13 protein-coding genes and 1 tRNA gene are annotated in these 13,443 nt (G+C 64.6%); 4 read left to right on the top strand and 10 right to left on the bottom strand.

Going from position 1 to position 13,443, the window contains the following annotated elements; genetic code table 11:
* Position 1 precedes the first annotated feature (1 nt).
* Positions 2–898: a hypothetical protein gene (locus E4634_RS11455; RefSeq protein WP_135443963.1), complete on the top strand. Its 897-nt coding sequence runs from the start codon at positions 2–4 to the stop codon at positions 896–898.
* Between the two features lie 6 nt (positions 899–904).
* Here E4634_RS11455 and trmA read toward each other — a convergent pair whose 3' ends face one another.
* The 7 genes from trmA to E4634_RS11490 form a co-directional block, all read right to left on the bottom strand.
* Positions 905–2,014 (bottom strand): tRNA (uridine(54)-C5)-methyltransferase TrmA, encoded by a 1,110-nt coding sequence (gene trmA / locus E4634_RS11460; RefSeq protein WP_135443965.1) that lies wholly within the window; start codon positions 2,012–2,014, stop codon positions 905–907.
* Positions 2,014–3,033: a glycosyl transferase family protein gene (locus E4634_RS11465; protein ID WP_206046864.1), complete on the bottom strand. Its 1,020-nt coding sequence runs from the start codon at positions 3,031–3,033 to the stop codon at positions 2,014–2,016. Before E4634_RS11465 ends, trmA begins: the two co-directional genes overlap by 1 nt.
* Before the next feature lie 54 nt (positions 3,034–3,087).
* Positions 3,088–3,405 (bottom strand): TusE/DsrC/DsvC family sulfur relay protein, encoded by a 318-nt coding sequence (locus E4634_RS11470; protein ID WP_135443967.1) that lies wholly within the window; start codon positions 3,403–3,405, stop codon positions 3,088–3,090.
* 3 nt (positions 3,406–3,408) lie between these two features.
* Entirely contained in the window at positions 3,409–3,699 is a 291-nt protein-coding gene (gene tusB, locus E4634_RS11475; RefSeq protein ID WP_135443969.1) for a sulfurtransferase complex subunit TusB, read from the bottom strand.
* 1 nt (position 3,700) lies between these two features.
* A complete protein-coding gene (tusC, locus tag E4634_RS11480) occupies positions 3,701–4,072 on the bottom strand; it encodes a sulfurtransferase complex subunit TusC (RefSeq protein WP_167854867.1) in 372 nt (123 codons plus the stop codon).
* Position 4,073: 1 nt separating this feature from the next.
* The gene (gene tusD / locus E4634_RS11485) at positions 4,074–4,466 is read right to left on the bottom strand and encodes a sulfurtransferase complex subunit TusD (RefSeq protein ID WP_135443972.1); all 393 of its coding nucleotides are present in this window, start codon (positions 4,464–4,466) and stop codon (positions 4,074–4,076) included.
* A 64-nt stretch (positions 4,467–4,530) separates the two neighbouring features.
* Entirely contained in the window at positions 4,531–5,205 is a 675-nt protein-coding gene (locus E4634_RS11490; RefSeq protein WP_206046865.1) for a Bax inhibitor-1/YccA family protein, read from the bottom strand.
* Between the two features lie 267 nt (positions 5,206–5,472).
* Here E4634_RS11490 and E4634_RS11495 point away from each other — a divergent pair, with 267 nt between their 5' ends.
* The 3 genes from E4634_RS11495 to E4634_RS11505 all read left to right on the top strand — a co-directional run bounded on the left by E4634_RS11495 (position 5,473) and on the right by E4634_RS11505 (position 8,173).
* Complete coding sequence (locus E4634_RS11495) at positions 5,473–6,375, top strand: alpha/beta fold hydrolase (RefSeq protein WP_135443974.1); 903 nt, start codon at positions 5,473–5,475, stop codon at positions 6,373–6,375.
* A gap of 425 nt (positions 6,376–6,800) precedes the next feature.
* Entirely contained in the window at positions 6,801–7,553 is a 753-nt protein-coding gene (locus E4634_RS11500; RefSeq protein WP_135443976.1) for a class D sortase, read from the top strand.
* 38 nt (positions 7,554–7,591) lie between these two features.
* Entirely contained in the window at positions 7,592–8,173 is a 582-nt protein-coding gene (locus E4634_RS11505) for a hypothetical protein (RefSeq protein ID WP_135443978.1), read from the top strand.
* A 174-nt stretch (positions 8,174–8,347) separates the two neighbouring features.
* Here E4634_RS11505 and gltS read toward each other — a convergent pair whose 3' ends face one another.
* From gltS to rne, 3 genes are all read right to left on the bottom strand, one after another.
* The gene (gene gltS / locus E4634_RS11510; RefSeq protein ID WP_240725157.1) at positions 8,348–9,571 is read right to left on the bottom strand and encodes a sodium/glutamate symporter; all 1,224 of its coding nucleotides are present in this window, start codon (positions 9,569–9,571) and stop codon (positions 8,348–8,350) included.
* A 302-nt stretch (positions 9,572–9,873) separates the two neighbouring features.
* Positions 9,874–9,961, bottom strand: a tRNA-Ser gene (locus E4634_RS11515).
* Between the two features lie 151 nt (positions 9,962–10,112).
* Complete coding sequence (gene rne / locus E4634_RS11520) at positions 10,113–13,034, bottom strand: ribonuclease E (protein ID WP_135443979.1); 2,922 nt, start codon at positions 13,032–13,034, stop codon at positions 10,113–10,115.
* Positions 13,035–13,443 lie beyond the last annotated feature (409 nt).

Here is a 13,443-nt window from a genome sequence, read left to right on the forward strand (position 1 = left end):
CATGAGTGAGGAAACCGCCGCCGGCAAGCTCTCGACCACCGCGCTGGCGCGCAAGCTGAACATTCCCGCGCAGCAGCTGTTTGCCACGTTGCGCGACTACGGCTGGATCCAGCGTTCGGGCGAGACCTGGGTGCTGTTGCCCAAGGGAGAGTTCGAGGGCGGCTCCTACCAGAACAGCCGCCGTTTCGGGCGTTACATTGTCTGGCCGCAGACTATCGACCACCATCCGCTACTGAGTGCTATCGAATCCAACCAGCGCATCACCGCCGCGACCATGCGCCGCTACTACCCGCGCCTGGAGACCCGGCAGATCAACCGCGCGCTGGCGGAAATCGGCCTGCAGCACCACAGCATCCTCGGCTGGGAACTGACCGCGCTGGGCTGCACCATGGGCGGCCAGCAGGCCGAGAGCGAGGCCTCGGGTGCGTTCTATGTCACCTGGCCCCACGAGATCATCGACAACCCGGTGGTGCACCGCGAGCTGAGCCGCCAGTCGGACCAGATTCCGGCGCCGCCGGCCGCAGGCGGCGCGGAGCCGGACCTGTTCGCGGGGGAGGGCGAGGCCCCGGGCTGCGAGGGCATCGATGGCCACAGCGTGAAGACGCCGCTGCAGATGCGTGTCTGCAACTGGCTGTACCTGGCGCAACTGGCCCACGCCTACCGCCGCGCGCTGCCGGTGGAGGAACTGGTCCACGCGGATTTTTACCTGCCGGCTGGCAATGTCTACATCGACTGCTGGGACGATGCCATCGATGCCACCGAGATGCGCGCGCGGCTGAAAAAGCGCGAGATCTACGCGGCGATGGACCTGCGCGCCATCGAGGTCAATGCCGACGACGCCAACCGCCTCGACGAGGTGCTCGGGCGCGGGCTGTTGGCCTTCGGTATTCGCTGCTAGGTCGTCTCAGCGGCGTGCGAGCAGCACGCCGCACTCCATGTGATCCGTGTACGGGAACTGGTCGAACAGCGCGAAGCGCTGCACGGCGTGGGTAGCTGTGAGCTGCGCCAGGTTGGCGGCGAGTGTCTCGGGGTTGCAGGAGATGTACAGGATGTTGTCGAAACCGGCGACCATGGCCAGGGTTTGCGCATCCAGCCCGGCGCGCGGCGGGTCGACGAACACACTGCGCAGGTCGTACTGCGCCAGCGGCTGCGGCAGCTTGGCCAGGCGCCGGAATTCGCGCTCGCCGCGCATCGCCTGGGTGACTTCCTCCGCCGCCAGCCGGATCACCTGCACGTTCTCCACGGCGTTGGCGAGGATGTTGTCCTGGGCAGCGCGCACGCTGGCCTTGGCCAGCTCCGTCGCCACCACCTGGTCGAACCGGCGCGACAGGGGCAGGGTGAAGTTGCCGTTGCCGCAGTAGAGTTCCAGCAGGTCGCCGTCCAGTTGCTCCGCCCGCTGGCAGGCCCAGTCGATCATGCTGATATTGACCCGCGCATTGGGCTGGGTGAAGGCCTGCTCGTATTGCCGGTATCGCCATTCGCGCCCGTCCACCGGTAGGACTTCCTCTACCCAGTCCTGTCCCAGCACGATTTTCTGGCGCCGGCTGCGGCCGATCAGCGACAGCCGTGGCAGCTTGACCTGCAACTGCGAGCGCAGTTTTTCGGCGACAGCTTCCCATTCCTCGTCCAGTCGCCGGTGGTAGATGAGCGTGACCAGGGTGTCGCCGGCGAGGGTGGACAGGAACTCCACCTGGAACAGTTTGCGGCGCAGTACCGGGTCTGCACTCAGGGCCGTGCGCAACGCCGGCATCAAGCGCTGGATGGTCTCGCAGGCGATCGGGAACTCGCGGATGGGCACTGGCGTTTTCGGGTCGTCCGCGCGGAACATCACGTAGTCGAGGGCGTCGCCGTCGTGCCACATGCGAAATTCCGCGCGCATGCGAAAGCCGGTGGGCGGCGAGGGAAACACTTCGGGCTCCGGCAGCGCCAGTTCGCTGAACAGTTGCCGGGTGGTGGCGACCTTGGCCTGCAGCAGTGCCTCGTAGTCCCGGGGCTGGACGCGCGACAGTGGCATCAGCCGAGTGCCTCGCGCTCGCGCGTTTGCCACAGCGCCAGGCTGCGCTCGCGGCACTGTGCCAGGTCGGCGTCCGGCGCGAGGCTGAACAGGGCTGCCGCGGCGGTGGCCAGCACCGCGTCGCGACCGTAGGGGTCGTCAGTCTCGCCGCGCCACAGGGCGCGCAGGGGCGCAACGGAGGGTTGTTCGACATCCGCCACCCGGCCGTCCATGCTGCGCGGCAGGCGCAGTTCGGTCTCCAGCCCGTCGCGCAGGCACTGCAGACGGGTGTCGGCATTGGGCTTGATTTCCACCTCGCCGCTCTCGCCCTTGAATACCAGCGAGACCGGCTGGCCGAGCAGGCGGTCGGCGTCCTGGTGCAGGGTGCCATAGGCGGGGTGGAACACGCTCTGGATACTGGCGCGGGCGCGCAGTGGGTTGAGCATGCGGGTCAGCGTGTTTACCGGCGAGCGCAGTCCAAGCAGCGGGCGCAGCTGTACCAGCTGGTGCAGCGGCTGGCAGAAGGCGCGCAGCGGCAGGTAGCTCAGCCCGCTGGTGTCCAGTTGCGCGGCGCACTCATGCCAGTCGGCGGCAACCGGCAGACCCAGTTCGCCCATCGCCTGTTCGGTGTACAGACGCCCGGCGGTGTGGCCGTCGCAGCCGTGCACGAGCACGCGATAGCCGGCGTCGCGCAGCAGCAGCATGGCCAGGATGTACCAGGGGTGGTGGTGTTTCTTGCCGGCGTAGCTGGACCAGTCCAGGTCGACTTGCAGCCCCTCAGGCGGTTGCAGCATGTGCTCGCGGCAGGCATCGACAAACCCGGCGAGTTCCTCGCCGGTCTCTTCCTTGACGCGCAGCAGCATGAGGAAGGCGCCGAGTTGGAGTTCCTCGATTTCACCGCGCAGGATCATGCCGAACGCGGCGGCCGCCTCCTCGCGACTGAGCGAGCGACTGCCGGTGCGTCCCTTGCCGAGGATGCGCACATACGGGGCGAAGGGGTGTTCCTGCGCCGGAATTTCAAATGTCAGGTGATTGTCCACGTCGCCGCTTACAGGTCTGTTGGCCGTGCTCGCGCATTCGCAGTGGCGATTGCGTTACAGGCAGTTATCGGGTTTGGGCAGGCCGGCGATCTTGCTGCCGATCTTGGCCGGTGAGCCCGGAAACAGGCGCAGGAGGTAGATGCTCTTGCCCTTGTCCGGTCCCAGCTGTTGTGCGCAGTATTTTACCAGAGGCCGCATCGCAGGTGAGCTGTCGAAGCGCGCGTAGTAGTCGCGCAGCAGTTCGATAATCTCCCAGTGGGCCTGTTCCAGCTCAATCCCTTCTGCCGCCGCGATCTGCTGCGCGACTTCGGGACTCCAGTCCTGCAGGTTGCGCAGGAAGCCCTCGCGGTCGAATGCCCCGGGCGGCAGCACCGCTCAGTACCAGGCCATCTGCCGGGGGCAGGTCTCGCTGAGCGTAACCAGGCCATCCATGTCCAGCAGGCAGTCCGGTGGCAGGCGGTCATTGATGCCGGCAGCTGCGGCGTCGCTGGCCAGTACATACACCTGCAGCGGGCGGGCGGCGATGGCTTGCGCACCTTCGCTGCCGGGAACGGCCGCGTAGACGGCGTCCCCGAGCAGGACCAGCACGTCGTCGTCGCCGGCCACGCGCAGGCAGTCGGCGAAGGCGGCATTGCGCGGGCTGGCGCTGAGCATGTGCAGGATCATCTCAGCAACTCACCAGCTGGTCGCAGGCGTTCATCAGGGCATGGATCTCCGCCTCCGCCAGCGGCTCCACCGGCAGCACCAGCGCGTCCGCCGCGATGGCGAAGCGGGCGAGGGCGGCGGCATCCACGTAGACGCGCTCGATATCGTACAGGGGCAGCGAGGACAGGATCCTGCCCAGGCTCTTGCGCCCCAGGGCGTCCGCCGCCTGGTCCTTGAGCAATTGCAGCACGCCGTCGCCCAGGAACAGCAGTTCCACGTCCTGTTCGAAGGCGGCCATGGCCAGCGCCAGGTCCACGGCGGCGCGGGCCGCGGCGCCGTGGTAAGGCGCGTGGCGCAGCACCAGGAGTTGGCGCTTGCGTGTGGAGGTGCCCACGTCAGCCACCGAAGGTCATCAGGCGGTCGGCCCCGGCCGCCGCTTCGATCAGCTGCCCGAGGCCGCCGATGCTGAAGGCGGGGTGCACCGTCGCCGCGGGCTTGTCGTAGCGCTGGGCTTCGCTGCTGTCGAGCAGGCCGCGCTTGAGTGCGGAGGAAATACACAGCACCAGCTCCACCGCGTGCTCTTCAGCCAGCGCAGCCCAGTTGTCCAGCGGGGTGGACTCGTCCTGCGGGTAGACCACCGCGGCACAGCCGGCATCGACGCCCTCGTCGAGGAAGAATACGCGGTTGATAGTGTGCCCGCGTCCGATCGCGGTGAGGGCGAAGTCAGCGGCGGTACGCGCGCCGTGGCCTGCGCCTGGCGAGGACAGTACCAGCAGTGTGTAAATCATGGGGGCGAGGACCGGGCAATAAAAAACCCCGGCACTGGCCGGGGTTTGTTGCAGGCCGTTAGGCTCAGTCGTCCCCGCTCAGGGCGGTGAGCAGGTGCAGCAGGTGGATGAACAGGTTGTAGATGTCCAGGTACAGGGCCACGGTCGCGCGAATGTAGTTGGTCTCGCCGCCGTGGATGATCCTGCTGGTGTCATAAAGGATGAAACCGGACATAAGCAGCACCACCGCCGAGGAGATGGCCAGGGACATCGCCGGAATATGCAGGAACAGATTGGCGATAACGGCTACCAGCACCACCAGCATACCGACAAACAGGAAGCCGGCCATGTAGGAAAAATCCTTGCGGGTGGTCAGCGCGTAGGCGGACAGCCCGAAGAACACGATGGCGGTACCGCCCAGCGCCTGCAGCACCAGCTGCGAGCCGCCGGGGATGGATGCGTAATAAGTCAGCATCGGTCCGAGCATGGCGCCCATGAAACCGGTGAACAGGAACACGCTGAGCAGGCCCCAGGGGCTGTTGGCGGTGGCGTGAACCAGGAACAGCAGGCCCAGCATCACGGCCAGCGACAGGAACCAGGGCAGGGGCGGGAAGCCCACGGCCATGGAGATGCCGGCGCAGACGGCGCTGAACGCCAGTGTCATGCCCAGCAGCAGGTAGGTATTTTTAAGGACCTTGTTGGACGCCAGTACGTTGTCCATGCTCTGGGTGTGCATGTTGTACAGACTTCTCTCTTGCATCGATTTCTCCGTCACTTCAGTGCGTTGTGGTACTCGGGGTACTTGGAGTGATGATAAGGGTGTGGGGTTCAATTTCAAGCATATTCGGTATTCCACATCGCCCTCCAAGATATTACCTCTAATCATGTCTCTGTATACCTAAATTTCATTGGGTTATTTCTACCCGGTGGCCGATAGTGTTTGCAAGCGACGGGATACACCGTTGCCAAGACCATTTAGGTACCAGGCCGCAGGACTGCGGCACAGTGAAACAGACGGAGACTGAACGTGTTTGACGCGATTCCTTTGGATGACATGAGCCTTGGCTACGAGCAGCGGGGCGAGATCGTATACCAGGTAGAGACTATCGAGAATTCTCATTGGGCCAGGGTGCCGATTACGGTGCTGCACCCGGACGATGGCGGACGCCACCCGGTGATATTCTTCGCTCACGGGTATGGCGGCCACAACTGGAAGACGGCCTACTTCGACCTGATCGATGACCTGGCCAGCCACGGCTATGTCGTGGTGTTCGTACCCTTCCAGACGGCGAGCACTTCTCGCCTGATGTACGCGACCCTGTGGGACGGCTTCACCGACGCGGTGGACGCATTTGGCGCGGTCATGGACCTTGACCGGGTCGGTTTCGTCGGTCACTCCTTTGGCGGCGGGGCGACGCCCTACATGGCCTACAAGGGCCTGGTTGAGCAGGGTTGGGGCGGGGTGGCCTCCTATGTGTACACGTCCGCTCCCTGGTACAGCTGGGACACCCCGGATGACAAACTCGAGAGCCTGCCGCCGGAGACCGTGTTCGTCGCGTCTATCTATGAGGACGACACGATCAACGATCACCGTATGGCGATCGACCTCTACGAGAATACGACCCTGCCGGAGGAGAACAAATTGTTCCTCGAGGTAAATTCTGTACAGGTGGGCCGGCGCACCGCGCGCGCCACGCATTTCACCCCGGGCCTCAGCCCGGACCTGACCCTGAAGGCGTCGGGCGTGTTTGCGCCGCTCAATGCGATCAACCAGGCCGTATTCGAGGATAACTACCAGGCGCGGGATTTCCTGTTCAACGAATACTACGACTCCGACGTGCTCGACCGCGTACCGTCGCCGGTTGTCGAAGTGCCGGAGTCGCGCTTCCGCTTCAAGTGGAGCAACCAGCGGTTGAACGACCGGCTGTAACGATTAAGGTCGGGGGACGACCAGGGGCCCGCGAGGGCCCCTTTTTTATGTCCGGGTTTTCCGTAAAGCAGACCGCCGTTTCGGGAAGTAGGGGTCAGAGTCGAGACTCTGACTCCGGTCCCGCGGGTAAGCAGAGAGGTGTTGGGGAAGTAGGGGTCAGAGTCGAGACTCTGACCCCGGACCCAAGGACGGTACCTCTATCTCCTGTTCATTTCGAGAATAAAAAACCTGGCCGTTTAGGCACTCCAGCTATTTAACGCCCATGCCGGCGCTCCTCCCCCGCCAATCTGGAGCATCGGGACATATAAAGTTGGGCAAACCCACAGGTATTGATCTAACTTTCTGCGGGCGCTGGCGGGATACATGAGATTTCTAATAGCTCCCGTTGTCGCCTCCCCGGATGTTGCACGGAGAATGTTCAGCGGATGAACATGGTAGTCCTGCAATTTATAGAGCGTATTCTCACCACGTCTGGTGTGATCGGGCTTCTCTGTGTCGCCGCTGCGTGGACAGATGGCCTCGTACATTCCCGTGCCGCGATCAACAGTTTTAACGCCGCCTATGCCGCGCAGGCGGACGGTCTTGCGGTGCCCCCTCCCGACCAGCGACTGTGGTCGGCCAGTCGGGTGCGGGATTACATCCCTGCGGACACTGCGGACACTGCGGACGCCAATGCTGAGGACGCGCCGCTCGCCCTGCTGGAAATCGGCCGCCTGGGTATGCAGGTGCCAGTGTTTGCCGGTACCGACCCGGTTACCCTGAATCGGGGCGCAGGCGTGGTAGGCGGTACGGCATTTCCGGGAGAGAAGGGAAACATCGCCGTTTCCGCGCATCGGGATGGGTATTTCCGCGCCTTGAAGGACATTCGTGTCGGCGACCAGATCACGCTGCGCACGCTCGATGGGGAGCAGCGCTTCGAGGTCGCCTCCCTGCACGTGACCGACCCCCTCGATGTGTCCGTGCTCGCCGATACCGGCGACACAGTACTCACCCTGATCACCTGTTATCCCTTTTATTACGTCGGCTTCGCCCCCGAGCGGTTGATCGTGACCGCTACGCTCCTGGATGACCCAGGCACGGCGATCCACGCCCCGGTTTCTGTACCGTCGTCGACATCAACCGAGACGTCGGCGGTGCGGGAAATTACCACCGGCCAAACAGCGGAGACTTCGCCCTAGCGCCGGCTTTTTCCTCTACCGACCTGGAGATTCAACCCATGAAAGATCTTTTGAGAAGTCTGGTAGTTAGCGCGTCCATCCTGGGCAGCGCCAGCGCTCTGGCAGCGGACCCACAGCGGTTGGGCGATTGTGCGGACTATGCGGACCGGTACCAGGCCACCGCAGAGACCAGGGAGCGTTTCGGTATGCTCAAGGGCAGCTGCGAGGGCGTCTACGATATCGACGGAGCCCTTTACGCGCGGGCGGAGATGGTGGTGCGCAGCGTGCATGGCAATCGCGTCCGCCTCTACCTGCCGGCTACCGACCAGACCATCGAAGTGCGTCCCGACATGAACCACAGCGTGTACATCAATGGTCTCAAGCGCCGCGTTCGCAACCTCTCGGGCGGCGACGAGATCCAGTTGTACCTCGCCCTGGATAAGTTCTTCGAGGAGCGCGTGACCGAGGTCGCCTTCGCCGCGGACGACACGAGCGAGGACCTGGCCCACGTGACGCCGGCGGCGGAAGTGGCGGCACTGCCGACCACCGCCAGCCAACTGCCGGCCATTGCCCTGGCCAGCGGTGCGATGCTGGCGGGCGGTCTGCTGCTCGGCATGCGTCGACGTTCGCGCGTGGTGTAAGCCGGAACAGGCGACTTCGAGGTTTGTCCCCGAAGTCGCCTGGGCAGGTTACCGGTCGCCGGACTGTCGGCACTTGTGCAGTCCTGCAAAAATACTGAAGGCCACTGATACGTGGCCTTTTTCGTGCTGCCGCCGATTTGCAGCGGGCTATAACGACCTTCGCAGCAGCGATATTCAGTAGATCAGCTTGATAAAGAGCTTGATCACGCCGGCATTCAGCAGGTCGATGAGGAACGCGCCGACCAGCGGAATGACCAGAAAGGACTTCGGCGAGGGGCCGTAGTGTTCCGTCACCGCCTCGATGTTGGCGATGGCGACCGGCGTCGCACCGAGCCCCAGGCCGGTAAAACCGGCGGCCAGCACCGCGGCGTCGTAGTCGGCACCCATGACCCTGAATACCACGTAGGTGGCAAATAGCGTCATCACCAGTACCTGCAGGGCGAGTAACAACACAACGGGCACGAACAAACTGCTCAGGTGCCACAGTTGCATGGTCATCATGCTCATGGTGAGGAACAGGTGCAGGCTGACACCGCCGAATCCGCCGATGGTGCGCAGGTCGCTGGGATGTCCGAACGCTTCGCCCAGATTGGTCAGGGCGATGGCGACAAACATCGAGGTGAGAAAACCGGGGAGTTTCAGTCCGCTGTCGGCAAGTGCGCGATTGACCATGTCGCCGAGACTGACACACAGCGCCAGGATCAGGAGTGCCCTCAGCACAGGGAACAACGGGTAGTCGGCAAATACGCCGGCTCTCACCGGGCCGTCGGCCACTTCTGGCGCGGTGTCTCGAGACTCTTTGCCGGGCGTTGGCAGATCGTTGCGGCCGATCAACAAACGCGCGATAGGCCCTCCCAGTAATCCGCCGCTGACCAGGCCGAAGGTGGCGAACACCAGGCCGATCTCGCCAGCCCTTACCAGCCCCACAGACTCCGCCTCGACCGCCCAGGCGGCCGCCGTACCGTGTCCCCCTGCCAGCGAGATGCTGCCCGCCATCAGGCCGTAACCCAGCGGAGCATCCATCACGTAGGCAAAGCCGACGCCTACGATGTTCTGGATGATGAGAAATGCCGCTGCGACAGCAACCATGTACAACAGCGCTCGGCCGCCGTTGGTCAGTTGTGAAATTCTCGCAGAAAGCCCGACAGTACTGAAAAACACGAGCAATAGCAGGTCGCGAAAGCGCATGTCGAAATCGAACTCGACCTGCCAGGTGAGGAACAGCAAGGTGGAGATGACACTGAATACCAACCCGCCGGTAACCGCCGGTGGAATGTAGTTGCGCTTCAGGAAACCGAACCGACTGTTGAGGTACATGCCGATGAACAGGACACCGATACTCATGGACAGCATGTCCATGGCATTTACATGCAGCACATGAATGGTCGGATCAGCCATGTCTCGAACCCGGTGGGCGCGCCAGTCGCTCTATTTGGCGATAACGCTTTTCAGTATATCAGCCGGTCGCGTGTTGGCCGGGATAGTTGGTTGCGAGAGTTGGCCGGGATATCTGGTGGGCGGGACTGGTGTTGGGTCCCGAGGTTGAGGGACCGCTAGTGCGGTCATACTCCTGGTGTGCCAGTTTGCGGTGCCAATAACGCGTACGGAGGCTACTGGCGCGTCGCAGTATGAGGCCTGGTGCTGGGGGGAGGGCGGTCGCTTCCGGGTGGGAGTCACCCTGGAAACAACCTGGAGAAAAATGGCGGTGGGCCAGGGATTCGAACCCCAGGAGGCTCTCGCCTCAACGGTTTTCAAGACCGCCGCTTTCGACCGCTCAGCCAGCCCACCGGAAACTTTTCACTGAATTTTGGCTCGCGCCAGAGCGCGAGGAAGGCGGCATTATACCTGTAACTTTCGGTGAGACAAGCTCACCTCGATGCAATGCCACTGTAAGCGCGATGCCGCGGGCAACCCATCGGGATTGCCCGCGGAAACGAGGTCAGGAGTGAGCGGCCTCGGCCATCGGAGCCGGCGCCGACAGGGGGCCGCGAGGGTCGTTGGCAGCGCGCGGTGCCACGCGACCGCTGTGCGCGGCGGGCGGTGCCACGCTGTCGCTGAACAGCTGGATCTGGCGGGTAGTGATCTCCACCTTCTCCACCGGCTTCGGTTCGACACGCGGGTCGTTGACCGCACGGCCATCGGCGGTGAGGCCGTCGCGGCTTGCGACGGCTTCAGGTGCTGCGGTTGCTTGCGGCTTCGGTGCCGGGGCAGGTGCGGCAGCAGCCGGAGCGGGGGCTTCGGCGACCGGTTCCGGCTCCTGCGCAACCTCGGGCTCCTCGGCGCTTGCCTGGGGCTCGGCGTTTGCCTGAGCCTCGGCCGCCAAGGGCTCGGCGCTGACTTCCGACTGGCTTGCTGCAGGCTGCTCCGCTACTTCGGGCTGCGACTGCGCTTGTGCCGCGGGCGTTGCATCGGCGTTCACACGGGCTTCTGCAACGGCCGGAGCGGGCGCCTCAGCGATTGCTGCTGCGCTCTCGGTGGTAGCGGTTACCGCCTCCTCGCTGACCTCGGCCACTGCCTGCTGGGTCGCCTGGCTGTCGTTGGCTGCGGCGTCACTACCGCCTTCGCTGCGACGACCGCGGTTGCGGCGACGGCGCGGCGGCTGCTCGCGCTTCATGTCCGATGGGCGCTTGCGCGGTTGGTTGTCGCGGTCCTGCTCCTGGCGCGCCTGGGGTTCTTCCCTGGTGCGAGTCTGGGACTCTTCGTTGGCGGACGGGACAGCGTTCGCCTGATCGCGATCGTTGGCGGCCTCGGCGTTAACCTCCTGCCGGCGCTTCTGGCCTCCGCGACGGCCGCGGCTGCGACCGCCACCTTCACGGCGGCCCTCGCCGCCACCCTCACGACGGCCCTCGCGCCGGGCCTGGTCGCCGCCATTGCGGCGTTCGCCGCGCTCGGTGTTGCGCTTGTCGTCGGACTTGCCTTCGGATTTGCCCTCGGACCTGCCGTCGGTGCGGCCTTCAGACCTGTTGTCGCGACCCTCTTCGCTGCGCGGCTTGCGCCGGCCGCGGTTGTCGCCACCATCGCGGCGCTTGTCACCGGACTTCTGGCCGCCGCGCTGTTGCGGGCGCTCGGACTGGGGCTTGGCCTTGCGTTGCGGCTCGGCCGGTGCTTCCTCCGGCACTTCGCCGCGCAGCGCGGTCCACAGGCGCGAGAACAGGCCCGGCTGTTCGGCGGGCGCCAGCGGGGCGGGCGCTGCAGGAGCCTGGCGAGCTGCGTCGGCCTGCGGCTCGACACGCGCCGGGCGCTCCTGGGTTTCCGGCGCAGGGCCCTGCGGGGTTACGCCCTGCACGATGGCCTGGGGCTGTACGACGGATTGGTGGGTATCGGTAATCGCCTCGACGTCGGGCGCGGCGATTTCCACTTTGTAGCTGGTTTCGTGGTTGCCCTCGACCTCGTCGTCGCGCAGGCGCTGCACGTCGAAGTGGGGGGTTTCCAGGTTCGGGTTGGGGATGACCAGCACCCGCACCCGGGTTTCGCGCTCGATGTCGCTCAGGGCGACGCGCTTTTCGTTGAGCAGGTAGGCTGCCACGTCCACCGGGACGATGGCGCGGACCTCGGCGCTGCGCTCCTTGATCGCCTCTTCCTCGAGCAGGCGCAGGATGGACAGGGCCAGCGACTTGGTGTCGCGGATGGTGCCCTGGCCGGTACAGCGCGGGCAGACGATGTTGCTGGTCTCACCCAAGGAGGGGCGCAGGCGCTGGCGCGACATCTCGAGCAGGCCGAAGCGGGAAATGCGGCCGACCTGTACGCGGGCGCGGTCGATGCTCAGGGCATCGCGCATACGGTTTTCCACGGCGCGCTGGTTGCGCGCGGCGAGCATGTCGATGAAATCGATGACCACCAGGCCGCCCATGTCGCGCAGGCGCAGCTGGCGGGCGATTTCGTCCGCTGCCTCGAGGTTGGTCTGCAGGGCAGTCTCCTCGATGTCGCTGCCCTTGGTGGCGCGCGAGGAGTTGATGTCGATGGAGACCAAAGCCTCGGTCGGGTCGATGACGATGGAGCCCCCGGAGGGCAGGCGCACTTCACGCTGGAAGGCGGTCTCGATCTGGCTCTCGATCTGGAAGCGGTTGAACAGGGGGATGCCGTCCTCGTACATGCGCAGGCGGTTCTTGAACTGCGGCATGACCATGGAGACGAAGTCCTGGGCCTGCTTGAAGGCCTCGGGCTGGTCGATCACCACCTGGTCGATGTCCTCGCGCAGGTAGTCGCGGATGGCGCGGATAATGACGTTGCTTTCCTGGAACAGCAGCACCGGCGCCTTCACGTCCTGGCCGGCGGTGGTGATTTTCTCCCACAGCTGCAGCAGGTAGTTGAGGTCCCACTGCAGTTCCTCGGCGGAGCGGCCGACGCCGGCGGTGCGGATGATTACGCCCATGCCGTTGGGGATTTCCAGCGCGGAGAGCGCCTCGCGCAGCTCGGAGCGGTCGTCGCCCTCGATGCGACGGGAGATGCCGCCGGCGCGCGGGTTGTTGGGCATCAGCACCATGTAGCGGCCGGCCAGGGAGATAAACGTGGTGAGGGCTGCGCCCTTGTTGCCACGCTCTTCCTTGTCCACCTGGACGATGACTTCGGTGCCTTCCTTGACCAGTTCCTTGATCTTGGCGCGGCCTTCGCCGTCGCCCTTGCCCTTGAAGTACTCGCGGGAAATTTCCTTGAGCGGCAGGAAGCCGTGACGCTCGGCGCCGAAGTCGACGAAGGCGGCTTCGAGGCTGGGTTCGACCCGGGTGATCTTGCCCTTGTAGACGTTGGATTTTTTCTGGATGCGGGTGCGGTTTTCGATATCGAGGTCGTAAAGTCGCTGGCCGTCGACCAGCGCTACGCGCAACTCTTCGGGTTGAGTTGCGTTGATCAGCATTTTCTTCATAGGTTTGCCATTAGCCTGTGAACGGCAGGCCTGGCGGGGCAGGAATCAGTCTATGCGGGCCCGGGGGGCCTTCGGGAGGGCGGGGCAGGCAGATGCGGTTGAGGTGTTATCTGCCCGCCTGCGCCGGTTCGGGGCCGGCACCTACAGGTGCGCGGCAGCAGCCGTTGTCTCCCGGCATCCAGGTGCGTTCTCGTCGGTGACCGCTGCGGCCAATGCCAGTCGGGCAGGGCGTTCGGGTCAGGGGAATGGCAGCCACTCCGCCTTTTTGGTAGTGTCGCTGCACCTGGGTCGGTCGACACTACAGATATCACTGTCTGATTCGGTGTCCCGGCAGACGCTGCTGCTCGGTTCGATATAACGTCGTCGCGGTTTGTTCGTGGCGGAAACCCTTGTTTCCGTGGGAGAAATC

Origin of the sequence: Mangrovimicrobium sediminis (assembly GCF_004745945.1) — a bacterium.
GTDB lineage: Bacteria > Pseudomonadota > Gammaproteobacteria > Pseudomonadales > Halieaceae > Mangrovimicrobium > Mangrovimicrobium sediminis.